The sequence below is a fragment of the Clostridium sp. Marseille-P7770 genome (genome assembly GCF_902143525.1).
Lineage (GTDB): Bacteria > Bacillota > Clostridia > Lachnospirales > Lachnospiraceae > Pilosibacter.
In genome coordinates this window covers 1-26,214 of sequence record NZ_CABFVC010000008.1, presented here as the reverse complement: position 1 = coordinate 26,214, position 26,214 = coordinate 1, and the positions used below count along the sequence as shown (strand labels likewise).

The following is a 26,214-nucleotide window of genomic DNA, read 5'->3' as shown; positions in this document are numbered from 1 at the left end:
CAAACGCTGGCGCCCCACAGCCAATAGCTCTATTCTATATGAAAAAAGATAAAGTGCAAATCGGAGAAATTTCTTTACGGGAAATTTTGCACGCAAAAAGTTTCGTATCGCTTTACAAATCACCGGGTTCTCCGATATAATTGTTTGAGAAATCAAGGAATAAGAAGAATGGATAGTTTAAGGAAACAATATGAGTGAATTTACCTGTTATGTAGGAGAACAGATACGAAGATACCGGAAAGCCGGAAATATGACATTGCAGGATCTGGCAGATGCCATCCATAAAAGCAGAGCAACTATATGCAAATATGAAAACGGGGAAATCTCCGTTGACGTTGAAACATTATATGAGATCAGCCAGGTTCTTCAGGTATCGATCTCCCAACTCACCACATATCTTCCGGAATCTGAGAATGAACCGGTCAGCATCCCGGGGAGAGGACAAAAGAGCCCGTTCTTCCAGGCGCAGAGATTATACTTTTACTTTTATGATGGACGATCCCAGCGCACAAAGGACGGTGTCATTGATATATATGAAAAGAGAGGCGAAACCGGAAAATACGAGGCGACCCTGACAATCTGTACGGTTTCTGCCAATGGAAGAAGCAGCGAGATCTTTTACACCGGAAGAGTCGTTTACAGCGATATGCTGATCCGTTTTTCCTTCGTCAATCAGTATAATCCGCTGGAGGAGGATCTTTTGTATATTTTCAATCCTCTGGAGCGGAGAGATTATACGATGGGACTTCTGTGCGGAATCTCAAGTGCGGATCTCATGCCATGCGCATACAAATGTATGGTCACGTTAACGCCGCAGGAGCATTCGGAACGCTTTCGAAGCCAGCTGCTTTTCACAAAAAAGGACCTGAAACGTCTGGAACAGCTCAATATGCTGCTGGTAGATAATATCGAGCAGTAGAGATTCAGACGGGAATGGAAACAGGAAAACAGGGAGACAATAGGATATCAAAGGAGAAGGAGAGAAGAGATTGTTGCGAACAAAAAAGGCATTTTTTCAAGGAGCTCTGTTGATCGCCGGTATGGTCATGCTGTGCGTCGGCGTGATGCGGGGAGAGGCGGATACCGTGTTAAGTAAGGCGATCAGGCTGTGTTTGGAGTGTGTAGGAATTGGATAACAGAAAACATATCATATCAAAGATACTGAGCCGGTTTCGCGGCTGGATCCAGGCAGCGGCGGCGCTTCTTACGAACCCTCACCTGCCGAATTTTTTCAAAGGCGGGATCTATCAGGGAAAGGCAAAGGCAGTCTGCGTGCCGGGGCTGAACTGCTATTCCTGTCCGGCGGCAGCCGGGGCATGTCCGATCGGTTCCTTTCAGGCGGTGGTCGGCTCATCGAAATTCAGCTTTTCCTATTATGTAACAGGATTTCTGATCCTGTTTGGTGTCCTTTTAGGGCGCTTCATATGCGGATTTCTGTGCCCCTTTGGCTGGCTGCAGGATCTTCTTCACAAAATTCCGGGGAAAAAGCTGTCTACGGAAAGACTTAAGCCCCTGACTTATCTTAAATATGCCGTGCTGTTTTTTACTGTGATCGCACTGCCGGCGCTTGTTGTAAATGATGTGGGAATGGGAGACCCATTCTTTTGCAAGTATCTCTGCCCGCAGGGAGTTTTAGAGGGGGCAATTCCTTTGTCAGTTGTTAATCCGGGGATTCGGTCGGCATTGGGACATCTGTTTACCGGAAAGCTTATGATCCTGATCGGAGTTTTCGTTCTAAGTGTGCTGTTTTATCGGCCGTTCTGCAAATGGATCTGTCCCCTCGGTGCGTTTTATGCGCTGATGAACAAGGTATCCCTGCTGGGGATCAATGTGGATGAACATAGATGCATCTCTTGCGGAGCATGCAGAAGAGTCTGTCAGATGGATGTTGATGTCACAAGCTCACCCAATCACACGGAATGTATCCGATGCGGAAAGTGTATCAATGCCTGTCCCACGGACGCCGTCAGCTTTTGCTACAGTTTTGCGTCCGACTCAAATAGAAATGGAGAAATGAAATGAAACGATCAAATATGACAATGTTCCTGCTCATTCTTGTGCTGGCATTTGGCCTCACAGCGTGCGGGGAAGCAAAAAATAACAGGGAAACTGCCTCCGGGCAGACATCAGAGAGCGGGACGTTACTGTCCGCGGAGCCGGGAGATGCCAAAGAAGCAGCAGATCTGTATCAAAAGCTGATGCAGAAGGAGGAGGAAATTCAGTCAGCCAATGCAACGCTCTGGGAAAAGCTGTTCCTGACAATCGATAAAGACCAGGTGGTAAGTGGAGACAATAATAATTACGGTGATTTTCTTCTGAAGGCGATCGAAGCTGCAAAGGATCAATTTACAACAAATGAGTTGAAAATTCTGAATGACGGAGCGGGACAGATCCGGGAGATCGAGGAAAAGCTGATGGCTCTGGAGGAGAAATATCCGGATTGCGTCAAGATGCCGGGGGAAGGTGAGAGTGCTGCGGCAGGAAGTGCTGAGAGCAGTCAGGAAAAGTTCCCGGACTTTCAGGGAAAGGATCTCGATGGCAAGGAGGTAAACAGCAGTGAACTCTTTTCCGGCAATACCGTAACCGTCGTGAATTTCTGGTTTACGACCTGCAAGCCCTGTGTCGGAGAGCTTGCGGATCTGGATGCGCTGAATCAGGAGCTGGCGCAAAAGGGCGGTGCGGTCGTAGGAATCAATGCATTTACGCTGGACGGCGATGAGGGTGCGATTGCCGAGGCGAAGGAGATCCTGTCAAAAAAGGGAGCAGCCTATCAGAATCTCTGGTTTGACTCCGATAGCGATGCCGGTCGTTTTACCGCCGGACTGTATGCATTCCCAACGACCTATGTCGTTGATCAGAACGGGAACATCGTGGGACAGCCGATCGTAGGCGCGGTCACATCCCCGGAGCAGACGAAGGCGCTTAATGCCCTGATCGAGCAGGCACTTGCTACTTGTAAAAGAAATCCCCGCCCCGTATAATAAAAGTCAGGGAATGGAAACATGATTTCCAGGAAAACATTTGAATGGAAAAGGTGAAAAAAGGTGCAGACAGACCAGAAAACAGGCACACAGGCGGCGGACCTGATGACGGGGGAAGAGGTGCTGACCTGCGCGATCAATATTGGGGAGCAGCTTTTGGTGAGTGGGGCGGAGATCAGCCGTGTGGAGGACACGATCCAGAGGATCTGCAATGCGTACGGGATCCGGCAGAGCCATATTTTCTCCATCGCTTCATGTATTATCGTGACGCTGGAGACGAAGGAGCGGCAGTGGATCACGCAGACGCGTAGAATTCTGAGCTACGGGACGGACATGTGGAAGCTTGACCGGCTGAATGATCTTTCCAGACGGATCTGCGCGACACAGCCGTCCTTTGAGGTGATCGACCGGGAGTACGAGAAGATATTGAAGGGGCCGACCTATTCCCCGGCGGTGCAGTGCGCGGTCTATGCGATGACTGCGGGGGCGTTTGCGGTATTTTTCGGGGGGAATCTCTGGGACGGATTTGCGTCGCTGTTTGTGGGGGCGCTGATCCGGGTGACGTTGTACGCGTTCGCGGCGATCCATATGAAGGCGATCTTCTCAAATATCCTCTGCTCCCTGATCTCCGGCATCGCGTGTATTCTCGTATGCTATATCGGACTTGGGAGGCATGTGGAGATGATCATGATCGGAAATATCATGCTGCTGATCCCGGGTGTTCTGATGACGAACTCGTTCAGGGATTTTATCAGCGGGGACATGATCAGCGGACTTCTTCATTTCTCGGAGGCGATGATCACGGCGGTCTGTGTGGCGGTCGGGTTTATCATGTCTAAAATGCTTCTTGGAGGGATGTTATGATTCAGAATGTGATGTCCGTTATCACGGCGTTTTTTGGTTCCCTGGGATTTTCTATCATTTATAACATCCGGGGGCAGAGGCTCTGGATCCCGTCTATCGGCGGCGCTGTCTTTTGGGCAGTTTATCTGGCGTTTCTGCATTTTGTGGATAATGAATATCTGGGATTTTTCGTGGTTGCGATTTTGATCACGATCTACTCGGAGATCTGGGCGAGAGTTCTGAAGACACCGGCGACGACGATTTTGATGCCGACGGTCATTCCGCTGATCCCGGGAGGTTCGCTGTACTATGCGATGGATGCGGCGCTCCGCCATGATGCTCCGGAGTTCATCCTGAAGGCCCAGAAAGCCATCGGGCTTGCGGTTGCGCTTGCGGCCGGAATCATGATCGTTACGTCGTTAAGGCGGCCGATCGAAGCGCTTGTGCATGTTATAAAGAGAAAGTGATTGGCGAACAAATGTTCGCGATATATAATAGTGATGTGGGAAAGCAGAATACATGAGTTAAATGCAATACTAAATTCCAGAATGCAAGAGTTAATTCCATATGTCTTGAATTTAGTCTTGCATATATATTTGCGCTATTGATTGCCACGCCTATTGCTCTATATAATGTACATGCAGCTGATTGCCTGCCTGTGCAGATTGGAGTGACAAATGAGAAAACAAGGCAATCAGAAACATTTAACATTTGAGCAGCGTGTGGATATTGAAAAAGGGCTTACCGAGAATAAGAGTTTTGCTGAGATTGCAAAACTCATCGGTAAAGATCCTTCCACTGTATCCAAAGAGGTGCGGCGCCACTCTCACGAAAAAGAACGTCCGGATGCAGGTTATACAAATCCACCCTGCACGAACAGAAAAGGCTGCAAGATGATCTGTCTATGCGAAGAACAGTGCGGAACCCTCTGTAAAGTCTGCAATAGACCTTCCAAACGCTGTATTGATTTCTGCCCGCAGTACGAAACACCAACGTGCGAAAAACTTCGGAAACCGCCTTATGTGTGCAATGGATGTGGAAAAAAGGGACATTGCCTTATGCCGAGGAAATTTTATTCCTCAAAGTATGCTCACGATGAATATCGCAGTCTTCTTGTGGAATGCAGAGCTGGTATCAATCAAACACCTGAAAGCATTCAGACAATGAATGATCTGCTGGTTCCGCTGGTTAAGGAAAAACATCAGTCAATCAACCATATATACGCTACTCATGCAGAAGAGTTAGGATGCTCCAGAAGAACCCTTTACTCTTACATTGATGCGTGTGTATTTGATGTCCGCAATGGTGATTTAAGACGCTCTGTACGTTATAAAAAACGTAAAAAGCTACAAAGAGCAGTGCCCGGGACCGTAGTTACCGTCAGGGTCATAATTACGAAGATTTCCTAAAATATCTGAAAGAACATCCTGGTACGAACGTGGTTGAAATGGATTGCGTTGAAGGTAAAAAAGGAGAAGGAAAAACACTGCTGACTTTAACATTCAGGAACTGCAATCTCATGCTGATGTTCCTCTTGGAACATCAAGACCGGGAGTGTGTACTGAAAGTGCTGACACATCTTGAAAAAATCCTCGGTCAGGAGTCTTTCAAACGATTGTTTCCAATAATTCTTACAGATGGCGGAAGTGAATTCTCTGCCAGGGAAGAAATGGAAACTTTCTGTGATGGCTCGCCAAGTACGGTGGTGTTTTACTGTGATCCGTACAGTTTCTGGCAAAAAGGAGCATGTGAAAAGAACCATGAATATATCCGATATATCATTCAGAAAGGGAATTCGTTCGCAGATCTAAATGATAAAAAGGTCCAGTTAATGATGAACCATATCAACAATGAAAAAAGAGACAGTCTTAATGGGCACAGCCCATATGAACTATCTCTTTTACTCCTGGACAATAAGCTGCATGACGCATTAGGATTGGTTTCAATTGCACCTGATGACGTTATGGTCTGCCCAGATCTGATAAAATAAGTAGATAAGCACAGGCAGATTTCACTGCACCAGAATTTAGTCTTGCACATGAGGCATGTGGAATTTAGTCCTGCACACTATTTTCAGATGCCCTGTTGGCATGTCCAAAAACGCAAAGACTGGGTGCTTATAAATCCATTATAAGGCAAATATATGAAGTTGTTAAGGAATAAAATGGAATTTAGTTCTGCAATTTACAGGGGAGATCCATGCCCGGAATTTAGTTTTTCATTTAAGTAACAGAATACATGAAAGGCGGCCTGCCCTCCGGTTTCGGAGGGACTAACCCTCCAGACGAAAGAAAGGAGGGCGATGCCAATGTACGTTACATATTCGGATTTAATCCAGATAGGTATCTTCATTGTCGCTCTCGTTGGATTGTGTTACACAATCTTCGGAAAAAGAAAATAGCCGCCACTACTGCAATAGTGACGGCTGTTACAATGTAACAAACTAAACTATGAAGGGTAGGCCACATGTATCTGACTTTCCCTTTTGTATTTATAGTGTAGCATATTGGGAAATTGAATTCAAGTCTTTATTTATTTTCCGTCATCACCGACATTCCCGGCGTTACTGCTTACGCTTTGCGTAAACAGTAACGGGATTTTGCCGATGCTTCGCATCCTAAATCGGCAAAATCCGCATCCAAGACATTATTTTACGGTATTTTCGGTGCCGAAAATACCTACTTGGAATAGCTGTCTGGAATCATTTTCCCTTCAGCTGCCTTCTTAAACATCTCCTCCATCGTATGCCAGCCCAGCACCGCGCACTTGACCCGCGCCGGCATATGGGATACATCCTGTAAGATGGAAGCTTCCTCCAGAGGTTCCAGCTCATCGCCCTTTGCAGTTCCTTTGATCATCTCAAGAAACAGGTTTGCGAGGCGTAGCGCCTCATCCTTTTTCCTTCCAATGATCAAATCTAACATCATATCTGCGGAAGCCTGGGAGATGGCGCAGCCATCCCCGACGAACGCCCCGTCAACGATCTCATCGTTTTCAACTTTTAATTTCAGCCAGATATCATCGCCGCAGCTCGGGTTTACGCCCTCAAGGACAAGATTTGCATCCGGCAGATCATGCTTGTGGGTCGGATGAAGGTTGTGCTCGATTAAAATTTCATTATAAAATGTATTACTCATATCCCATTTTTCTCCTTAATCCGCCAAGACTTGTGAGGAACGCCCGGATCTCATCCTCGGTATTGTAGAATGCGAGACTCACACGGGTCGTAGAGGCGGTCCCAAGGTACTGTAAGAGCGGCTGCGCGCAGTGATGACCGGCGCGGACGCAGATATTATCGGCATTTAAGATCTCAGCGACATCATGCGGATGAACCCCGTCAACGGCGAAGGAGAGGATCCCGTGATGATTGTCTGGATCGGAACTTCCGAGAACACGGATCCCCGGGATCTTTGTCATGCCCTCATAAGCGATCCTTGTGAGCTTGTTTTCCTGTTCCTCGATCGCATCAAAACCGATCGTGTTCATGTAGCGGATCGCCTCGGCAAGTGCATAAGCGCCGCCGGCATTGACGGTTCCCGCCTCAAATTTATGCGGAACTTCTGCCCAGACAGCACCTTCTCTTGTGACGGATTCGATCATCTCGCCGCCGGTGAGAAATGGCGGGAGCTGCTCTAACAGCTCTTTCTTTCCGTAGAGAGCGCCGATCCCCATCGGAGCCAGCATCTTATGTCCGGAGAAGGAGAGAAAATCGACTCCGAGGTCCTGGACATCGACTTTGATGTGCGGAACGCTCTGTGCGCCGTCGCCGACCAGGATCACACCGTGGCGGTGGCAGATCTCAGCGAAGGTCTTTAAGTCATTCTTGCATCCGAGCACGTTGGAAATCTGGGTGATCGCCGCGATCTTTGTGTGCGGGGTGATCATGTTCTCGAGGCGCTCTGCCGGGATCGTGCCGTCCATGTCGCATTCCAGGTATTTCACGGTCGCACCGTAACGCTTTGCGGCCTGCTGCCATGGAAGAATGTTGCTGTGATGTTCCATGATGCTGACAATGATCTCGTCACCCGGTTTTAACAGGTACTCGGAGAGTGTGTAAGCGGCGAGATTCAAGCTCTCAGTCGCATTTCTCGTGAAAATGATCTCTTCCGGACAGGATGCGTGGAGAAAATCAGCGACCGTTTTTCTTGCTTCTTCATAACATTCCGTTGCTTCTTCGCTCAGCTCATAGAGACCGCGGAACGGGTTTGCATTGTATTTCTCATAAAACCGCTTTTCAGCATCCAGGACAGCTGCGGGCTTCTGGGAAGTTGCCGCATTGTCCAGGTAAATGATGTCACGGTTTTTGAGAAGCGGGAAATCTTCCCGGATCTTAGATACGTCCATTGGTGGCCTCACTTTCTAAATAAGAGGCAACATCTGCCTTTGTCTTTTCATCAGGTACCAGACGGAGAACGGCGTCGATCCGTGCCTTCGCCATCATCTTGTAGATCTTTGGAAGCTCCATGCCGCGGCTTTCCAGATAGAAGACCATGTCATCGTCGAGCTTTCCGATCGTTGCACCGTGGTTTCCTTCGACATCTTCCTCCGCGCAGAGGATCAGCGGAATCGTCTGGTTTACAACGTCATCGTCGAGAAGAAGAACGTCCTCTTTCTCGTTTCCGACAGCGCCTGCCGCGCCTTTCTTAAAGTCGATCGTTCCGCGGAAGAGTTTCTTCGAATTTTCATGAAGCACGCCGTCGGTCTTGATCTCGCTGACGGATTTCTTTCCTTCGTGGAGAGCGACGTAGTTCATATCAAGGACTGCATCGTTTCCGACCGTGTAGGCGATGTCCGCGGTGAACGTACTCTTTTTGCCGACGAGATCTGCCTTACAGCCGTTGTATACATGATCACCGGAGAGGAAGAGGTGGATCACGGAGAATTTTGCTCCGTCAGCAACCTTCGCACCGATGTCGTTTAAGACGGTTTTTGCATTGTCATTGCGGATGATCTGGACGAGAGTCACTTCGGCATCTTTTTCGAGGATCAGTTTTGTCTGGACGCCGGAGAGAGCAGTGTGGTCTGCACCCGAAGCATCGTCGGCCTCAGCCGCCATATCCATGATGACGGTCATCTTACTTCCTTCTTTTGCGAAGATTCCGAACGTATTTAAGCTGTGCTCGGAAGCGCCGTATGTGAAGCCGATGCGCACCGGTGTCTCTGCGAGGTCTCCATCCGTCGAGAGCAGGACGGCACCGGCTGCGGACTCTCTGACGAGAACATCCATATCCGGTCCCATTCCGCCTGCGACCTCCCGGAACTGATCCGGAAGTCCGGCAGGGCAGTTTGTTTTTGAGATCCCCGCCGGGATCTCAGCTTTTATTTCATGCGCTCCGGATACAGTGATCCCGGAGATCGCGGTTTCATTCATTTTGAGCCAGTTCCATGTCTTTGAAGGGAGCTGGTTGATCTTCATATTCTCCATCATCCAATACTTCCTTTCATTTCCAGGTGGATCAGATTGTTCATCTCCACCGCGTATTCAAGCGGAAGCTCCTTTGAAACATTGTCTGCGAAGCCGCTGACGATCAGGGCTCTCGCGTCCTCCTCGGAGATTCCGCGGGACATCAGATAGAAGACGGCATCGTCGCTGATGCGTCCGATCTTTGCCTCGTGTCCGACGTCGGCATCCTTTGTGCGGATATCCATCGCCGGGATCGTGTCGGAGCGGGAGATATCGTCGAGCATCAGGGACTGGCAGGAAACAGCGGATTTGCTGCCCTTTGCCTTTGCGGATACGACAACGGAGCTTCGGAAGGTGCTGATCCCGCCGTCCTTGGAGATCGATCTCGTATTTACATAGGAAGAAGTCTTCGGAGCGTTGTGGACCACCTTACATCCAGTATCGAGGTTCTGTCCCTTACCGGCGAATGTGATCCCGGTAAATTCGGATCTTGCGCCCTCACCGTTTAACACGCTCATCGGGTAGAGGTAAGAAACATGGGAACCGAAGGAACCGGATACCCACTCGATGACTCCGCCCTCCTCGACCTTCGCCCGCTTTGTGTTTAAGTTGTACATATTTTTCGACCAGTTCTCGATCGTAGAGTAGCGGAGCTTCGCATTCTTTCCGACATAAAGCTCAACGCATCCGGCGTGAAGATTGGCCACATTGTACTTCGGAGCGGAACATCCCTCGATGAAATGTAAGGATGCACCCTCATCGACGATGATCAGGGTGTGCTCAAACTGTCCGGCACCTGCGGCATTTAAACGGAAGTAGGACTGCAGCGGGATCTCAACGGAAACTCCCTTCGGAACATAGACGAAGGAGCCGCCGGACCATACCGCACCGTGCAGAGCGGCAAATTTGTGGTCATGAGGCGTCACGAGCTTCATGAAGTGTTCTTTTACCATATCGGCGTATTCGCCGGTCAGGGCGCTCTCCATATCTGTGTAGATGACGCCCTGCTCCGCAACTTCCTTGCGGACGTTGTGGTAGACGAGCTCGGAGTCATACTGGGCACCGACGCCTGCGAGAGAGGTGCGCTCCGCCTGCGGGATCCCGAGCTTTTCAAAGGTATCCTTGATCTCCTCCGGGACCTCGGACCAGTCCCCTTTCATCTTTGTGTTGGCACGGACGTAGGTCGCGATGTTGTCCATATTTAAGCCTTCGATGGACGGGCCCCAGTCCGGAACCTTCATTTCATTATATACTTTTAAGGAATTTAACCGGAAATCATGCATCCACTCCGGGTCATGTTTCTCCTCGGAGATCTTTTCCACAATGTCCTCGGTAAGACCGGATCTGATGCGGTACGCATCTTTTTCCTCATTGCGGAAGTCGTACATGTTGCGGTCAACGTCCTCAACATACGTCTTTTCCTTCATTAGTTGTTCTCTCCCTTCTCGTTCGCGGAAGCGATAAACTGTTCGAAGCCGTTCTCGTTGATCTCATCGACGAGAGAGCCGTCACCCTCTGCGACAAGATGTCCATCGACGAGGACATGGGTCTTGTCCACATGGAGAGATTCGAGAATTCTGGTGCTGTGGGTGATGATGAGAAGGGCGCCGTCCTTGCTCTTCTGGTATTCCTCGATTCCCTTGGAAACAGTGCGGACCGCATCGACATCAAGACCGGAGTCTGTCTCATCGAGGATCGCCAGGGACGGATTTAAGAGGAGAAGCTGTAAGATCTCGGCTTTCTTCTTCTCACCGCCGGAGAAACCGACGTTCAGATCACGGAAACCATAGGACGGATCCATATCGAGGACCTCCATCGCTTTCTGGAGTTCTTTATTGAAATCCCAGATGCGGACATTCTTTCCGGTTCTTGCGGAGAGAGCGCTGCGGATGAAGTTGGAGAGGGAGATTCCCGGAACTTCAAGCGGATTCTGGAAGGAGAGGAACATGCCGAGCTTTGCACGCTTGTCAGCGGCTTCTTTCGTGATGTTCTCGCCTCCGAAGAAGATCTCACCGTCTGTCACATGATAGTTCGGGTTCCCCATCAGGGTGCAGCCGAGTGTGGATTTTCCGGCACCGTTCGGTCCCATGAGTACGTGGGTCTCGCCTTTGTTGATCGTTAAGTTGATCCCGTGAAGAATGGATTTCTCTTCCACATCCACGGAGAGATTTTTTACATTTAATAATGGTTCTGACATATCGGATTCCTCCATGTATTTTATATAAGGTAAAAATGTAAGTTTCAGCAATTTCCGGACAGATATGAACCGGCACCGGAGCTGATCTCCGGGATACGTTCCGTCTGCCGGGACTAAACCTAGTCGCTTACTAGGTGATGCAATGATATTATACCTGTATTGAGAAAAATATGCAAGAAGCAATTCCTACAAACATGCTATGAATTGGTATTTATTCCTGTACAATCCGATATTTCCGGGAAAATCTGCAGGATTCATGAAACTGCAACAATCGGAAAACAATTCTGAAACATGGGCATGGTAGGCTGAGCAAAACAGCGGAAATCACAGACGGGATCGGACCGGAGGCAGGAGTTTCTATACAGAAATTTTGCAAACCTTACGAAAATATAAAATCATTATAAACTGGAAAAACAGATATTGACAGAATGACAGGGTGTCACTATAATGGTGACGGGTTGTCACTTTTTGAACCCGTTTTTATAGAAGAGGGGAGATGGAATTATGCCGACCGAACGGTTTATGCGGCTTCCGAAGGAAAAGATCGAAGCAATTCGGGCTGCAGCGGCAAAGGAATTTATGAGGGTAACTCCGGAGGAAGTGTCGATCAACCGGATCGTTCATGACGCGGATATATCGAGAGGAAGCTTTTACACATATTTTGAAGATAAACAGGATCTGTTAAAATGGCTGATCTGCAACCAGGCGGAACAGCATTTTACATCGTACATCACGATGCTGGACGAAAACGGCGGAGACCTATGGGAGGTCCTGGAGCAGATCTTTGATCTCGGGATGGACCGGCTTGAGGATTCAGGGTTGTCTGCGATCTTTCACAACCTGGTCAACAGCGCAAGACTGGTAGAATTATTCAAAGGCGGACCGGATTCGAACCCGGAGGCGATGGAGGCAAACCGGAAATTTTTAAAACTGTTGTATGAACATGTCAACAAAGAGAAATGTGATCTGGATCATCAGGAGTTTTTCGAGCTGATCGAGATGCACATGATCGTATTCATCATGTCACTCAAACGTTTTTTCCGGGACGGTGAGTCGAGAACGGAAGCTTCCGAATATTACAAACGTCATATCCATATGCTCCATTATGGCATATGTGGATATAAAACAGAGGGCAGCAGGAAGAAAACAGACGAGGGACGTTCATAAAAACAGAACAACCGGAGTCGTACCACAGCAGCATGTTGCAGAAAATGAGGAGGAACCATGAAGAAAGCAGGTAAGATCGTAATCGGACTTGTATGCGTCGGCGCATTTGGAGTCCTGATGTTCACAAGATTTACGAAAAAAGAAGAGCCGATCGAGGCCGTTCCGAACCCGACCGTCGTCGTCCAGACACCGGAAACAGGAAATATTGAACTTTCCACAGGACTGACAGGTACCGTGGAACCGGCAGATCAGGTATACATTATCCCGAAGGGAAGCGGAGAAGTACTGGAGGTTTATGTAAATCAGGGCGATACCGTACAGAAGGGACAGAAGCTGTTCCGCATCGACAACAAGCAGTTAGACGCGGCAAGGATCACGTTAAATACGACTCAGGTATCCTTAAATGATGCCCAGACATCTGTAAACAGGATGAAGGCGCTCTACGAGAGCGGGGATATTTCCGCTCAGGCCTACGAGCAGGCGGTAAGCGGTCTGTCCATGGCGAAGCTCCAGTATGATTCCGCAAAATTAAACTATGATACCCAGAGCGAGAACACGGTCGTTACCGCGCCGATCACCGGCGTCTTAGAACAGTTTGGCGTGCAGGTACATGATATGTCTGCGGGCGGTTCTGTCGCAGGCGTTGTATCCGGTGCAGGCGGAAAAACACTGACCTTCAACGTGTCGGAGCGTGTCATGAAGGGATTAAATATCGGTGATCCTGTGACAGTGGAGAAGAACGGAACGGACTACAGCGGCGCGATCTCTGAGATCGGCAGCATGGTGGACGCGTCCACAGGACTCTTCAAGGTGAAAGCGACCCTGGGTGACGCGGACGGACTTGCCAGCGGAACGATGGTAAAGGTTTATGTGACAGCAGAGAAGGCGGACAACGTCATGGTCGTTCCGGCAGATTGTGTGAACTACAGCAATGGAGACGCCTACGTCTATACATATGATGCCGCGACAGCAACGGCGAAAAAGACTCCGGTGGAAGACGGACTCATCGATTCTGACAAGATTCAGATCGTTTCCGGACTTTCCTACGACGACGAGGTCATCACAAGCTGGTCCAAGGAGCTTTATGACGGCGCCGCGGTAAATATTCAGGGCAGTGATGACAGTGCGGAAACGACAGCCGACAGCAGTGAGACAACAGCAGAAGAGACTACAGAAGCCGCGGAAACGGCAGCAAAATAAGGAGGCACAAGGAACATGGGACTTACCAAAAAGGTCTTAAAACGGCCGGTCACAACCGTTCTTGTTGTGCTCTGCCTGATCGTATTCGGTCTCAGCTCGATCTTTTCATCCCAGCTTGAGCTGATCCCGGAAATGGATATGCCGATGCTGATCGTCAGCGCGGTCTACCCGGGAGCAAGCCCGGATGACGTGGATCAGCTTGTGATCAGTAAGATAGAGGATGAGATCGGAACGCTTTCCGGTGTCGATTCCGTCACCAGCATGTCTTCGGAAAACTTCGGAATGGTCCTGGTCCAGTATGACTATGACCAGGATATCGATAAAGCTTACGATGACTTAAAGAAAAAGCTGGATGGGATCAAGTCGGATCTCCCGGATGATGTCGATACCCCGACGATCATCGAGATGGATATCAACAGTACGCCGTCCATCACCCTCGCGGTCAACAATGACAGCGTGGATAACCTCTATAACTACGTAAATGACGATATCGTTCCGGAGATCGAAAAGCTGACCTCCGTAGCCAGTGTCGATGTATCCGGTGGCCAGGAGGCTTACATCAAGGCGGAGCTGATCCCGGAAAAATTAAGCCAGTATCATGTAAACATGAATACCATTATTGCGGCTTTAAAGTCTGCGGACTTTTCCATGCCGATCGGAAGTACCTCCGTTGGAAACAAGGATCTTTCCGTGACATCCGGAACATCCTTTGACACGATGGAGCTTTTAAAGAAGATCCCGATCACACTGGGCAACGGAAACATCATCTATATGGAAGATGTTGCCAATATCTACAATACCGTTGAGGCGAAGGACAGTATCGGACGTTACGACGGCAAGGACACGATGACGATCGGCGTCAAGAAAAATCAGGACAGCGACCACATTACCGTTTCCAAGGCAGTCCAGGAGACAATGGAAACGTTAAAAGCACAGGATCCGTCTCTGGAGTATGTTGTTGTCAACGATTACAGTGATCAGATCAGCGATTCCTTAAAAAGCGTATTCCAGACCATGATCATGGCAGTCATTATCGCGATGCTCATCATCTGGCTGTTCTTCGGGGATATCAAGGCATCCCTGATCGTTGGAACCTCCATCCCGGTATCAATTTTAGCGGCCCTCATCCTCATGAAGACCATGGGCTTTACGTTAAACGTCATCACCCTGTCGAGTCTGGTTCTCGGCGTCGGAATGATGGTCGATAACTCGATCGTAGTTCTGGAAAGCTGCTTCCGTTTTACGGATAAGGGCGGCGGCTTTGTTGAAACGAGAAAAGCCGCGATCGATGGTACGGCAGCCGTTCTGGAATCCATTATCGGCGGTACCGCTACGACCTGTGTCGTATTTATCCCGTTAGCCCTGATCTCCGGAATGAGCGGACAGATGTTCAAGCCGTTGGGCTTCACGATCGTATTCTGTATGATCGCGTCCCTGATCTCCGCGATGACGCTTGTACCGCTCTGCTACGTGTACTACCGTCCGAAGGAGAAGGAAAATACCCCGGCCTCCGGCATCATGAGAGCTCTGCAGAACGGATACCGTTCCCTGATGGAGAAGCTTTTAAAGAAAAAAGCGATGGTCATGGGAACCGCCGTTGTGCTTGTGATCTTCTCCCTGTTCCTTGCGACAAAGTTAAAGACAGAGCTTATGCCGGCAGATGATCAGGGAACGATCGCGGTGACGATCGAGACCCAGCCGGGTCTTAAGATCGAGGAGGTCGATAAGATTCTCCAGAGAGCAGAAGACTATGTGACTCAGGATCCGGATCTTGATTCCTACATGCTCTCCTACGGAAGTTCCGGACTTTCCATGAATATGGGCGGAAGCGGAGCGACCCTGACGGCATATTTAAAGGATGACAGAAGCAGAAAGACGGATCAGGTGCTCAAGGAATGGAAACGCGATATGCAGAAATGGTCGGATTGTTCGGTCAGTCTGGAAAGCCAGAGCTCTCTGGGCAGTGGGATGTCCATGGGAAATGCGGAGGATCTCGAATATGTTCTTGTCAGCACACAGTACGATGACTTAAAGAAAGTATCGGATGAGATCGTTTCCGAGCTCCAGAAGCGCCCGGATGCGACAAACATCCACTCTTCCCTTGAAAACAGCGCTCCACTTGTAAAGATCAATGTGGATCCGGTCAAGGCGGCAGCGGAGGGACTTTCCCCGACCGCCGTTGCTTCCCAGGTATACATGATGGTCAGCGGAACGACGGCAACGACCCTGAATGTTGACGGAAATGATATCGATGTAAAGGTTGAGTACGCGGATGATGAGTACGATACGATCGATAAGCTCCAGGGAATCGTTCTTCCGACAGCGACCGGCGGATCCGTAGCCCTTATGGATATCGCGGATATCGGCTTCAAGGACAGCCCGCAGAGTATCACAAAGAGTGATAAGCAGTATCAGGTGACGATCACCGGTACGCTGACAGAGGGAGCGGACAGCACCACGAAGGATAAGATCCAGAAGGAGGTCATCGATAAGTACTTATCCGGCACGATCTCCATGCAGGAAAACACATCCACAAAGATGATGAACGAAGAGTTTGCGTCCCTGGGACAGGCGATCGCCACAGCCGTATTCCTTGTATTTATTGTAATGGCTGCACAGTTCGAGTCACCGAAGTTCTCCATCATGGTGATGACAACGATCCCGTTCGCCCTGATCGGTTCCTTCCTGTTCTTATGGTTAGTGGACTGCCCGATCAGCATGACTTCCCTGTTAGGCTTCTTAATGTTAGTCGGAACGGTAGTAAACAACGGTATTTTGTACGTCGATACGGCGAACCAGTACCGGGCAACGATGGACTTTAAGGAGGCGGTCATTGAAGCCGGTGCGACCCGTATGCGCCCGATGTTCATGACAACACTCACGACGATCGTGGCAATGATCCCGATGGCGGCGGCTTACGGAAATGCCGGTAAGACGATGCAGGGACTCGCCCTTGTGGATGTCGGTGGACTGATCGTCTCTACAGCGATGGCACTTCTTGTTCTTCCGGTCTTCTATGTGATCATGAGCGGAAAGAATCAGGATAAAAAAGAGATCATTGACGTAGATTAAAGCTTTGAACATTGAAAGCGGATCCCTGCAGAGCCTGCAAGAGACGGACGCTGCCCGGTCGGGAGGCAGTCAGACGGAATGCGGAACGCTCTGCGGGGCTTCCTGCTTTTGGAGGCGGCAGCCAGGGGATAAAAATTGCCACCGGATTGCCGTATTTAGAAAGAAAATGTAAGAGAAACGTTATTGCGTTTCTGTGATGAAATCGTTATGCTCATAGATGGAGGGAAACCTATGAGACGAAATAAATGGAAAAAGGCAGGTCTGACCGTGCTCTCAGCCGTTTTTATGGGAAGTTTTTCCCTGGCGGCAGCGGATACCGGAATTCCTGCGTTAGCTGCGACGAAGGACGTCGCGGTCACAGAATATGACGAAGCAGCGCTTGAAAAGTTTAAGGACAACACGCTGGAATACTGGGAACTCCCCGGACTCATTGAGCGCTACGATACCGATTATCAGAACCAGCTGCAGAAGTATTATTACAATCCGGGCGGATCCACGGGTCTTACGAAGGATCAGATGTCAGCGATGGCGGCGGATCTGCGCGTGGAGGCGGATGAAATGGAGCGGGATGCGAATGATGTTCAGTATGACGAGACAGTATCCCGCGATGTGTATAAAGGATATAAAGCAAATATGCATGCTCTGCGGGCATACGCGCAGCAGCTGGAGGATACCGCAAAGGGAAAGGGAGCCGGTGGTTCCTCTGCACTCCGCGGACTCCGCATCACGAGAAATGAGAAGACAAAAACCGCGAGGGAAGCAATGCGGACCTATGAGACCTTAAAGGACCAGTATGAGATCGCCCTTTTAAATCAGGAGATCGCAAAGCAGAATTACGAGGCGGCGTTAAAGAAAAAGGATCTTGGAATGATGTCGAAGGAGGATGTTCTGACCGTGGAGGACGCACTGAATTCCGCGAACGGAAGTGCTCTTCAGGCAGCGTCCGGCCTCAATACCCAGAAACAGACGCTGATCACAATGTTGGGCTGGGATTACAACGCTGATCCGGAGATCGCGAAGGTTCCGGAGCCGGATCTTTCCGTGATCGCGTCCTTTGATCCGAAGAAGGATGAGGCGAAGGCCATCGAGATGAACTACACTCTGTATGATACAAGGATGACGAGTTCCAAATCGGCGGGCGGAGCAGTCACGAAGGCAAGAAATATCAAGGATCAGGAAGATTCCGTCCGTTCTTCTCTGGATCTTATGTATAAGGACCTGAAACAGAAACAGAAAGCCTATGAGGCATCGGAAACGCTCTATGAGGCGGCAAAGGCCGATAAAGCGGCTGCTGACCGGAAGAATGAGCTGGGGATGTTGAGCCGTCAGGAATACCTTCAGGCAGAGTCTGCATGGCTTTCCAGTGAAGCATCCCACACGGCGGCGAAGCTGGACCTCACAGGAGCGATCGAAAATTATCAGTGGGCGCTTGAGGGACTTCTTGATATCGGTTCCTCATCACAGAGCTAAAGGAGAAGCAGAATGAAAAGAAATTTGACAGGACGTGTGATCCCGGCGGCACTTGCGCTTGCGCTTGCGGCAGCGCCTGTGACTTCGTTTGCAAAGACAAAGGCGGTCGAGGCGACTGGAGTCGCGGATGAGAATGGATTTGTATCCCAGCCGGGAAATGAGTACGATGATGCGACGATGAAGAAGCTCGCGGATAATGTGCTGGAATATGACGAGATCGGGAAGCTTGTTGAGGTGTACAGCCCGACGTTTAAGACGTTGAAGGAGACTTATTCCGACAAAAAGGATGCGTCCAAGGATGTTGCAAAATTGAAATCCCAGTTATCAGACAAATCGGCATCGATCCTGGATGCCGCGGATCAGATGAACGGGATGACAGACCAGATGAAGGACCTGATCGGCATGCTCCCGACGGCTCCGACGACGTATGCCCAGTTGGTTTACAATTCCGAGCTCCTGGACTATCAGGCGGAGCAGGTACTTTTAATGGGTGACAGTCTGACCCAGATCTCCCCGGAGCAGATGCATATCAAGGTGATCGATGCGAACCGTGCAGCGCTGGAGGCCGGCGCCCAGAGTGCCATGATCGGTTATAAGCAGCTGCTGCTTAATGAGGAGAGTTTAGAGAGCGGTCTTACGCTTCTGGCCGCAGTTTATCAGTCGACCCAGAATCAGGCGGCCAACGGCCTTGCGACCCAGAGCCAGGTTCTTTCCGCAAGACAGCAGCTGGAGTCTACTCAGGCGACAAAGCTGACACTGACGGCGAATGAGCAGAAGCTTCGCCAGACACTCTGCACGATGCTCGGCTGGAAGTACGACGCAGTGCCGGAGATCAGGGATGTTCCGGCGGCAGATCTTACAAGGATCGACGGAATGAACCCGGAGAAGGACAAACAGGCGGCGCAGGACAATAACTTTACGATCCGATACAACGTGCTGGACCTCGACAACAAGGACGCAGGCTCCGTCGAGTACCAGAATTTACAGCGCACGATCAAGCAGGAGAAGGAAGAAGTCTCCTCCTCCCTCGTAAATCTCTATAACGATGTTCTCCAGAAGAGGAACGAGCTCCAGACCGCAAAGGCAGCTTACGAGCTGGAAAAGACGAAGATGGAGACTGCCGAGAGAAAATGGCAGTTAGGGACCATCGGACGTCTTGAGTATATGCAGCAGCAGAACGCCTTAAAGACAAAGGAGATCGCAGTGAAAACAGGTGATCTCGCGCTGTTTCAGGCGATGGAGACCTATGACTGGGCGGTAAAAGGAAATTTAAAGCTCAGCCAGTAATCCGGGAGCGGCCAAAGAAGGCCGTCCTTTATGAAAACAGTTCGGCGATCCGGAAACGGATCTTTACAGTGGGTAGGGAAAGAGTTTCCTGCTCACTTTTTTTTGCAGACGATTCCTCATCAGACGGCGAGCGTTGTGGTCTGGAGCGCAGCAACGCTTCATAATCGTTCTCCGGGATCAGGCTTTTCAACGTCTCCTTCGATCCTTCCGGCATTGATGCATGAATGCTGTCCGTGTAGCATAGGGATGGATACAGGACGCACCAGAAGTTGTGTCCGGCACCGTTTCCGATGGTCACCCGGACGGCTTCATACATTCCGGCGGGAAATGTCATGTCCCCGTAGGTGCGCACCGGAAACCTGCAGGTCTCGATCCCCACACGTACACCGTAATCATACCCGAAACTGTGGATAAAGTCTTCTGCGGCGGCTTCCAGTGTGGAAGATTCAGAAAGAATATATGATTTCAGTTCCTCTTTTCCGGCGATCTGCTTTACGGCGGCATCGTCCCGGATCTTTTCCAGCAGAAGATCCTTTATGTAGAGCTTTAATGCCTGATCTCTGGCGGAATCGCTATTCGCGAGGACATGAAAACGCAGGATTTTCGGGGCAATATCCGCAGCCAGCGCCTCATCCCGTGCCCGGATCCCGGACATGGCGAGGAGAAAACAGATGAAAAAACATAAAATGGAGAGGGAAAATTGGTTGGTTCGATTCATGACACGCCCTTCTTTTTACTTTTATAAACATATATTTTCTGAACAGAAAATTCCTACCCGTGAAAAGTAACGTGAATTTTTCCGCTTCAGAATTGCTTTTATTTCCTATTTGTAATTATTCCCAGTTGTGCTATAATCTAAACGATAACATGAGAAAACTGCCCGTCCAGTGCCTGTACATCTGAAAACACATTCGGGTGCACAGGCGCTGACCGGGATTTTTAGAAATTTATTAGAAAAGCAGAGAGGAATCAAATCATCATGGAAAAGAAAAATATCGTTGTCCTGTTTGGCGGACAGTCATCAGAACATGTGGTATCCTGTATGTCTGTACAGAATGTGGCAGCAAACATCGATCAGGAGAAATATAACGTCATCCTTGTCGGAATCACAGAGGAGGGTCACTGGTTAAAGGTAGATTCTTTAGCTCAGATCAAGGACGATACCTGGAGAGAGGCAAAGGCGGGCGCAGTCCTGTCCCCGGACGCAAAGGAGAAATGTCTCATTGTCACAGAAAACGGAAAATTCGAGAAAGTTCCGGTTGATGTTGTATTCCCGGTCCTTCACGGACTTTACGGGGAAGACGGAACGGTTCAGGGAATCCTGGAACTTGCGAAGATCCCGTATGTCGGCTGCGGCGTTCTCGCTTCCGCAGTCTCCATGGATAAGCTTTCCACAAAGCGCATGGTAAACGGACTCGGAATCTGCCAGGCGGCATATGTTCCGGTATTGAAGGAAGAGTTAAAGGATATGGATGCTATTGTCGCAAAGATCGAGAAAGAGATCCCGTATCCGGTATTCGTAAAACCGTCAAATGCAGGTTCTTCCAGAGGCGTGACCCGCGCGGATAACAGGGAAGAGTTGATCGCAGGCTTAAAGGAAGCAGCAGCAAATGACCGCAGAATGCTTGTCGAGGAGATGATCGTCGGCCGTGAGATCGAGTGCGGCGTATTCGGTGACGGCGCTTCCACTAAGGCATCTGGAGTCGGTGAGATTCTGGCTGCGGCTGAGTTCTATGATTTTGATGCAAAGTATTACAATGCAGAGTCTAAGACGGTTGTTGATCCGGAACTTCCGAACGGAGCAACCGAGCGCGTCCGTGAGGCGGCGGTCAAGATCTTCAATGCGGTGGACGGCTACGGCTTATCCCGCGTGGATTTCTTTGTGAAGGCAGACGGAACGGTCGTATTCAATGAGATCAACACGCTTCCGGGCTTCACCGCCATCAGTATGTACCCGATGTTATGGGAGGCAAGAGGCGTAAATAAGAAGCAGCTGATCGATGATCTGATCAACCATGCTTTTAAGAGATACGAGAGATAAAACGACTGGATCATTCAGAAAGTCCAGATGTTATCAGTCACGCAGACGATTCCGGATCATGGTGAGATCTGCGAAAACAATATATCAGGGGAGTTTTATATGACAAAGGATATTCTTGTCCGTGTCCGGGGAACTCAGACGATCGGTGAGGAGGAGGACACGGTCGAGATGATCACCCCGGGGACGTATTATGAGAAGAACGGCAAGCAGTATTTCATCTACGATGAATCGCTTGACGAGACGGGGGAGCCGACCCACAATACGGTGAAGATCATGGAAAACCGGATCGAAGTGACAAAAAGGGGACTTGTGGACAGCCACATGATCTTTGAGCCGGGAAAACGGACGACGGCAAATTACCGGACTCCGATGGGACTGTTTCTGATGGGGATCACAACTTCGTTTCTCGAGATTGCGGAGGACGAGGAATCAATCCTTCTGAAGATCAAATATTCGATGGAGATGAACGGGCAGTACGCATTTGACTGCAGTACGGAGATCCTGGCATCTTCAAAAAAGGATGAGGTTCTGGGAATCGTGGTAAAAGACTAAGAATGTTACTTGTTACTTTTCACGGATGGGAATTTCCTGAAAAGAAGTTCTTTGCACATTGCGGTTTGCACAGCGGTCCAGTATTCTGGCATCGTGCCGGACCGGAAAGAAAATGGGGGTTGCAGCTATAGCGGATGGAACGGCGCGGAAGATGAGATCCGGGCTGTTCACATAATTAAATAAGAAAGGGCGCAGCTGACTAGCGATCTGTATGCTCGCAGATCCAACAGTACAGTCCGGCTGTGAGAGGATTCAAAAGAGGTATGGAGAGTTTTTTAGTCGCGGTCAACGCAGTCATCCCGTTTTTCTGTTATCTGGCTCTTGGATACACGATGAAGATCAAAGGTGTTGTATCGGAAGAATTTCTGCAGAAGCTGAACCAGATGGTTTTCCGGGTATTTTATCCGTTCATGACTTTCTACAATATCTATAAGGCGGATGCGGAATCTCTGCCGCGTCCGCTGCTGCTGATCTTTACAGGTGCCAGCATCCTGATCGTGGAGGCGATCCTGATCGTGATCGTTCCGAAGATCGTAAAGGAGAACCCGAGAAGAGGCGTTATCATTCAGGCAATCTTCCGAAGCAACTTCGTATTGTTCGGACTCCCGCTCACGATCGCAGTATTCGGAGACTCCGCGGCATCTATCGCCGCGATGATGGTAACCGTTGTCGTATCGATCTACAACACGACTTCCGTGTTTATTCTTGAGATGTTCAACGGAGAGGGAAAATCGGATATCAAAAAGACCCTGAAGGCGGTGGTGACAAACCCGTTGCTGCAGGGTGCGGTTGTCGGACTGATCTTCTTTTTCCTTGGGATCAAGCTTCCGGGAAGTCTTGTGACTCCGATCGCAGCATTTTCCAATATGACTTCCCCACTGGCGATCTATGTACTCGGCGGAACGCTGCAGTTCCGTGCGATCCGGAAGAACCTCAAGTACCTGGTTCCGACGCTTACCTGCAAGCTGTTTTTTCTTCCGGCGATCATTATTGCGATCGCATACGCATTTGGCCTTCGTGGTCTTGAGTTATTCCTTCTGATCGCAGTCTACGCGACACCGGTCGCTGCGGCTTCCTATCCGATGGCCCAGAACATGGGCGGAGACGGAGAACTCGCCGGACAGTTTGTCGTGATCAGTACGGCGGTGTCCATGTTTACATTATTCCTGTGGATCTTCTTTATGAAGTCGGTAGGACTGATCTAAGTAAATGATAAGATGTATGAAATACCCGATGAAACATGAGCTTTTTACGCTCGTGTCTCACCGGGTATTTTGCTGTCGGTATGTCTGAAAGGCAGGGGAAGGAAGAAGCCGGCAGATAGAAAAAGATCCGCCCATCGGATGGCTTGTCCAGCCATTCCGTGAGCGGATCTTTTGTTTCGTCTGTTCTTGTCGATTTAGTCTTTTTTGAAAATTCCTTTGATACGCTGACCGAGAGTTTTCTTTTTCGGAAGCGGGATCAGTCCTCCGCGCGGAACGGATTTGATCTCTGTGATGTAGAGACCGCTGATCACAACTTTGACCTCAGTCTTTAACGGGAGCTGAAGGAAAACTTTCTCATCGGCGATCATGGTCATGATCTTTGTGCCGATCTTTGCTTTTACTACCGGAACCTTCATCCGCTTTGCATACCATGGAGTCTGCTCATAAACGATCGGCGGGAGTCCGGCCTCTTTTATTTTCAACTTTTTCTTGTCGATCGCCATCAGACTTACGGTCTGTTTAGCGGCATCGATCGCGCTCTGCTGTTCTACCTGGCGTTTTTCCATTTTACGGCCGAGGAAGTAGAGCACAGCGAGGACAACGACAAGGATCAGGAGAATGACAAGAATGACATTTGCTACGATACTCCAGTTCATGTGGATACCTCCAGTGTGTTCACGTTCGCCCTGTATCACAGGGCATTACCAGTAAATTATACCATCGCAGGTATAAAAGCGCAAGCAGTTTTCAAGAAGAGGATGTGCCAACAGTAAGAAGCCCCACCTGCAAAATTAAATTCCACCCCTCTTCGCGCAGTCAGAACAGAAAATATGTGCGGCAGGGAAAGCTGAGAAAACCAAAATAAATAGAGGGAAAATTTGTGAACATCCGAAATGATACATTTACTTTAGGCACAAAACATGAAAAAGGTTGCGCATTGACGGATGCGATAGTATAATTATTGATAACTGGTTGGGATTCATATAAAAATTCAGAACAACTCGAAAATTAAATTTTGAGAGCTGCCTGATCGGAAAAGGAAAGGGCAGCGTGGACAACAGCCGGAAATCATGTACAAGAAAGGTGATATGGAGATGGGAAAACAGACAGCTTGGGAAGAAATTGATAAGAAATCCAGCGAGATCTTTACCGCCAGCGACGAGATCTGGGGCTGCGCGGAGACTGCCTTCACGGAAGAAAAGTCGATGAAGATCCTCTGCGATGTTCTGAAAGCAGAAGGTTTTACAGTTGAGACAGGTCTTGCGGACGTAAAGACAGCATTTAAGGGCACGTTTGGTTCCGGAAAACCTGTGATCGGTATCTTAGGCGAGTTCGATGCCCTGTCCGGACTGGATCAGGAAGCGGGAGCTACCGAGAAGATCGTTGTGCATGATGGCGCCAGCGGACACGGCTGCGGACATAACATGCTCGGCACAGCGTCCCTCTCCGCGGCGATCGGAATCAAAAAATATCTGGAAGAAAGCGGAAAACCGGGAACCGTGATCTATTTTGGCTGCCCGGGTGAGGAAGGCGGATCCGGAAAGGCATTTATGGCGAAAGGCGGAGTGTTCGCAAACCTTGACGCCGCGATCACATGGCATCCGGGAGATTTAACGCAGGCCGATACGGGAAGCTCCCTCGCCAACTATCAGGTAGCGTATAAATTCTATGGAAAGAGCGCCCACGCAGGCGGAGCACCGCATCTTGGACGAAGCGCCCTTGATGCGCTGGAGCTTATGAACATGGGTGTACAGTTCTTAAGAGAGCATGTGGTTCCGGAGGCGAGAATCCATTATGCGATCACAAACACCGGCGGATACTCCCCGAACGTTGTACAGCCTTACGCGGAAGTTCTGTATCTGATCCGTGCCCCGAAGAACAGTCAGGTGGAGGAAATCTATCAGCGTGTCAACAAGATCGCTGAGGGTGCTGCCCATATGACAGAGACCCGTGTGGAAATCGATTTCGTAAAGGGCTGCTCGAACCTCATGAGCAACAAGGTGATCGCGAAGGAACTCTGGGACAATCTTGTGGAGCTTGGCGCTCCGGAGTACACGGAAGAGGAGATGAAGTTTGCCAAAGCCATCAGTGAGGGCGTTGGCGACAGCCGTTTTGAGTCCTTAGAAAAGATCGCAAAGAACTGCAAGGACAAAGCAGCTAAGGCGGAAGTCCTTTCTCATAAGGGCGAGAGCATGTACCGCTTTGTCGCTCCATTCAACCCGGACGGAATCATGTCCTTCGGTTCCACGGACGTTGGTGATGTGAGCTGGAACTGCCCGACTGCCCAGGCCTACGTTGCTACATGGGCGGCTGGAACACCGGGCCACTCCTGGCAGGTCGTTTCCCAGGGCAAGAGCGGACTGGCACACAAGGGACTGATCTACGCGGCGAAGGCAATGGCAGGCGCAGCGATCGATATGTATGAGGATCCGGAGATCATCGCGAAGGCGAAAGCGGAGATGGAGGAGGAGCTGGATGGCGACACCTATCACTGCCCGATCCCGGACGGCTGCAAGCCGAGAGCGATTGGAATGAAGATGTAAAAAATTGATGGATGCGATTGAGCGTGAATAGATCTTTTCGGCGAACGTGAAAGGAATGACGCATTGTAATCGTACATAAAAAGTGGGGAGAAGTTCCGTAAAATGGAACTTCTCCCCGTTTTTTATTATGGACTTTAGTCTGTTGAGCCCATTGGAGTTTTTCGCTGATCCGAAAAATGGAGATGGGCGAAACAATAAACCACCCGCTATGCGGGTGCGCGTCGATTGTTATACAAAAAATTACCTTTCCGT

General features: G+C 49.7%; 24 protein-coding genes. 17 read left to right on the top strand and 7 right to left on the bottom strand.

Going from position 1 to position 26,214, the window contains the following annotated elements; genetic code table 11:
- Positions 1–190 precede the first annotated feature (190 nt).
- The 8 genes from FN001_RS15925 to FN001_RS18530 all read left to right on the top strand — a co-directional run bounded on the left by FN001_RS15925 (position 191) and on the right by FN001_RS18530 (position 5,814).
- The gene (locus FN001_RS15925) at positions 191–919 is read left to right on the top strand and encodes a helix-turn-helix domain-containing protein (protein WP_118322015.1); all 729 of its coding nucleotides are present in this window, start codon (positions 191–193) and stop codon (positions 917–919) included.
- 70 nt (positions 920–989) lie between these two features.
- On the top strand, positions 990–1,136 hold the full coding sequence (locus FN001_RS15920; protein ID WP_118322016.1) for a CD1871A family CXXC motif-containing protein: 147 nt from the start codon (positions 990–992) through the stop codon (positions 1,134–1,136).
- On the top strand, positions 1,129–2,022 hold the full coding sequence (locus FN001_RS15915) for a 4Fe-4S binding protein (RefSeq protein WP_142412492.1): 894 nt from the start codon (positions 1,129–1,131) through the stop codon (positions 2,020–2,022). The genes FN001_RS15920 and FN001_RS15915 overlap by 8 nt, the downstream gene beginning before the upstream one ends.
- Entirely contained in the window at positions 2,019–2,981 is a 963-nt protein-coding gene (locus FN001_RS15910) for a TlpA disulfide reductase family protein (RefSeq protein ID WP_142412491.1), read from the top strand. Before FN001_RS15915 ends, FN001_RS15910 begins: the two co-directional genes overlap by 4 nt.
- A 63-nt stretch (positions 2,982–3,044) precedes the next feature.
- Positions 3,045–3,845 (top strand): threonine/serine exporter family protein, encoded by an 801-nt coding sequence (locus FN001_RS15905; protein ID WP_243122056.1) that lies wholly within the window; start codon positions 3,045–3,047, stop codon positions 3,843–3,845.
- Positions 3,842–4,291 (top strand): threonine/serine exporter family protein, encoded by a 450-nt coding sequence (locus tag FN001_RS15900; RefSeq protein ID WP_118322019.1) that lies wholly within the window; start codon positions 3,842–3,844, stop codon positions 4,289–4,291. The genes FN001_RS15905 and FN001_RS15900 overlap by 4 nt, the downstream gene beginning before the upstream one ends.
- A gap of 210 nt (positions 4,292–4,501) precedes the next feature.
- Positions 4,502–5,233: a helix-turn-helix domain-containing protein gene (locus tag FN001_RS18535; RefSeq protein WP_243122055.1), complete on the top strand. Its 732-nt coding sequence runs from the start codon at positions 4,502–4,504 to the stop codon at positions 5,231–5,233.
- 38 nt (positions 5,234–5,271) lie between these two features.
- Positions 5,272–5,814 carry a hypothetical protein gene (locus FN001_RS18530; protein WP_243122054.1) on the top strand — a complete coding sequence of 181 codons (543 nt, stop codon included), beginning with the start codon at positions 5,272–5,274 and terminating at the stop codon, positions 5,812–5,814.
- Positions 5,815–6,502: 688 nt separating this feature from the next.
- Here the strand turns inward: FN001_RS18530 and sufU are convergent.
- From sufU to sufC, 5 genes are read right to left on the bottom strand one after another with little or no spacing between them, the layout of a single operon-like run.
- Positions 6,503–6,961, bottom strand: coding sequence for a Fe-S cluster assembly sulfur transfer protein SufU (gene sufU, locus FN001_RS15885; protein ID WP_142412490.1), 459 nt, complete (start codon positions 6,959–6,961; stop codon positions 6,503–6,505).
- Positions 6,954–8,168, bottom strand: a complete 1,215-nt coding sequence (locus FN001_RS15880; protein ID WP_142412489.1) for an aminotransferase class V-fold PLP-dependent enzyme — start codon at positions 8,166–8,168, stop codon at positions 6,954–6,956. The genes sufU and FN001_RS15880 overlap by 8 nt, the downstream gene beginning before the upstream one ends.
- Positions 8,155–9,252, bottom strand: a complete 1,098-nt coding sequence (locus FN001_RS15875; RefSeq protein WP_142412488.1) for a SufB/SufD family protein — start codon at positions 9,250–9,252, stop codon at positions 8,155–8,157. Before FN001_RS15875 ends, FN001_RS15880 begins: the two co-directional genes overlap by 14 nt.
- Positions 9,249–10,655: a Fe-S cluster assembly protein SufB gene (gene sufB, locus FN001_RS15870; protein WP_142412487.1), complete on the bottom strand. Its 1,407-nt coding sequence runs from the start codon at positions 10,653–10,655 to the stop codon at positions 9,249–9,251. The genes FN001_RS15875 and sufB overlap by 4 nt, the downstream gene beginning before the upstream one ends.
- Positions 10,655–11,425, bottom strand: coding sequence for a Fe-S cluster assembly ATPase SufC (gene sufC / locus FN001_RS15865; RefSeq protein ID WP_142412486.1), 771 nt, complete (start codon positions 11,423–11,425; stop codon positions 10,655–10,657). Before sufC ends, sufB begins: the two co-directional genes overlap by 1 nt.
- Positions 11,426–11,929: 504 nt before the next feature.
- Between sufC and FN001_RS15860 the strand changes: the two genes are divergently transcribed.
- The 5 genes from FN001_RS15860 (at position 11,930) to FN001_RS15840 (ending at position 19,621) form a co-directional block, all read left to right on the top strand.
- Positions 11,930–12,592 (top strand): TetR/AcrR family transcriptional regulator, encoded by a 663-nt coding sequence (locus FN001_RS15860; RefSeq protein WP_118297196.1) that lies wholly within the window; start codon positions 11,930–11,932, stop codon positions 12,590–12,592.
- Positions 12,593–12,649: 57 nt separating this feature from the next.
- The gene (locus tag FN001_RS15855) at positions 12,650–13,792 is read left to right on the top strand and encodes an efflux RND transporter periplasmic adaptor subunit (protein WP_142412485.1); all 1,143 of its coding nucleotides are present in this window, start codon (positions 12,650–12,652) and stop codon (positions 13,790–13,792) included.
- Positions 13,793–13,807: 15 nt separating this feature from the next.
- On the top strand, positions 13,808–16,864 hold the full coding sequence (locus FN001_RS15850; RefSeq protein ID WP_142412484.1) for an efflux RND transporter permease subunit: 3,057 nt from the start codon (positions 13,808–13,810) through the stop codon (positions 16,862–16,864).
- A gap of 231 nt (positions 16,865–17,095) precedes the next feature.
- On the top strand, positions 17,096–18,334 hold the full coding sequence (locus FN001_RS15845) for a TolC family protein (RefSeq protein WP_185911969.1): 1,239 nt from the start codon (positions 17,096–17,098) through the stop codon (positions 18,332–18,334).
- A gap of 12 nt (positions 18,335–18,346) precedes the next feature.
- A complete protein-coding gene (locus tag FN001_RS15840) occupies positions 18,347–19,621 on the top strand; it encodes a TolC family protein (protein WP_142412482.1) in 1,275 nt (424 codons plus the stop codon).
- Positions 19,622–19,649: 28 nt separating this feature from the next.
- On the opposite strand, the gene spoIIR is transcribed toward FN001_RS15840, so the two are convergent.
- Positions 19,650–20,339 carry a stage II sporulation protein R gene (gene spoIIR / locus FN001_RS15835; protein ID WP_142412481.1) on the bottom strand — a complete coding sequence of 230 codons (690 nt, stop codon included), beginning with the start codon at positions 20,337–20,339 and terminating at the stop codon, positions 19,650–19,652.
- Positions 20,340–20,600: 261 nt separating this feature from the next.
- On the opposite strand from spoIIR, the gene FN001_RS15830 reads away from it, so the two are divergent.
- The 3 genes from FN001_RS15830 to FN001_RS15820 all read left to right on the top strand — a co-directional run bounded on the left by FN001_RS15830 (position 20,601) and on the right by FN001_RS15820 (position 23,419).
- Positions 20,601–21,662, top strand: a complete 1,062-nt coding sequence (locus FN001_RS15830) for a D-alanine--D-alanine ligase family protein (RefSeq protein ID WP_142412480.1) — start codon at positions 20,601–20,603, stop codon at positions 21,660–21,662.
- A gap of 99 nt (positions 21,663–21,761) precedes the next feature.
- Positions 21,762–22,214 carry a YwiB family protein gene (locus tag FN001_RS15825; protein WP_182426782.1) on the top strand — a complete coding sequence of 151 codons (453 nt, stop codon included), beginning with the start codon at positions 21,762–21,764 and terminating at the stop codon, positions 22,212–22,214.
- A 263-nt stretch (positions 22,215–22,477) separates the two neighbouring features.
- Positions 22,478–23,419, top strand: a complete 942-nt coding sequence (locus FN001_RS15820) for an AEC family transporter (RefSeq protein WP_118530954.1) — start codon at positions 22,478–22,480, stop codon at positions 23,417–23,419.
- A gap of 194 nt (positions 23,420–23,613) precedes the next feature.
- Here the strand turns inward: FN001_RS15820 and FN001_RS15815 are convergent, their stop codons facing one another.
- Complete coding sequence (locus FN001_RS15815; RefSeq protein ID WP_118297187.1) at positions 23,614–24,075, bottom strand: hypothetical protein; 462 nt, start codon at positions 24,073–24,075, stop codon at positions 23,614–23,616.
- 438 nt (positions 24,076–24,513) lie between these two features.
- Here FN001_RS15815 and FN001_RS15810 point away from each other — a divergent pair, with 438 nt between their 5' ends.
- Positions 24,514–25,962: a M20 family metallopeptidase gene (locus FN001_RS15810; protein ID WP_142412479.1), complete on the top strand. Its 1,449-nt coding sequence runs from the start codon at positions 24,514–24,516 to the stop codon at positions 25,960–25,962.
- Positions 25,963–26,214 lie beyond the last annotated feature (252 nt).